The organism is Curtobacterium sp. MCBA15_013, from assembly GCF_001865095.1.
Lineage (GTDB): Bacteria > Actinomycetota > Actinomycetes > Actinomycetales > Microbacteriaceae > Curtobacterium.
The window spans coordinates 880-1,484 of record NZ_MJGQ01000066.1 but is presented as its reverse complement, the minus strand read 5'-3'; the positions used below and the strand labels follow the sequence as shown (position 1 = coordinate 1,484).

Genomic DNA, 605 nt, shown 5'->3' with positions numbered 1-605 from the left:
CCATCGCCGACGACGCGGTCCCCGCGTCCATCGTCGGCGAGCACGACGTCGCCCCTGACTGAGATCGGTGCGCCTGTCCGACACGGCAGGCACGCACCACCGGCCGCCATCGCGGTCGGTCCACATCTCATCTCGATCAGGGAGCAACGATCATGAACAAGTACGTCTCGAGAGGGCTCTGGTTCGCCCTCTTCGTCGGCGGTCTGACGCTCGGGGGTGCGGTCGCGGCGAACGCGGCGACGACCTCCGGAGCGGACGGCACCGCCTCGGGCACACAGGTGGCGCCGTCGATCGACGCGCCGGTGTCCGCGACCGGCAACGCACTCGGGGTCCTCGGCGACGCGGTGTCGTCGATCACCCGGCCCGCAGCGCCCGCGGCCCCGGCCGCACCGTCGTCCTCGGCTCCGGCCGCGACACCGTCCACGTCGGGTGCCGACGGCATCGCCTCGGGGACGCAGGTCGTGCCCGACGTCGCGGCGCCCGTGCAGGTCTCGGGCAACGCGATCGCGGTCGGTGGCGACGCTGCCGCGGCATCCGCACCGGCGCCGGCTCCGGCTCCGGCGGCTTCGGCTGCTGCGCCCGCTGCGGCGCCGACGACCTCCGGG

1 pseudogene is annotated in these 605 nt (G+C 74.7%); it reads left to right on the top strand.

The features are described from left to right. Positions 1-152 precede the first annotated feature (152 nt). Positions 153-605, top strand: a pseudogene (locus BIV01_RS20045) (hypothetical protein); the annotation flags it as partial.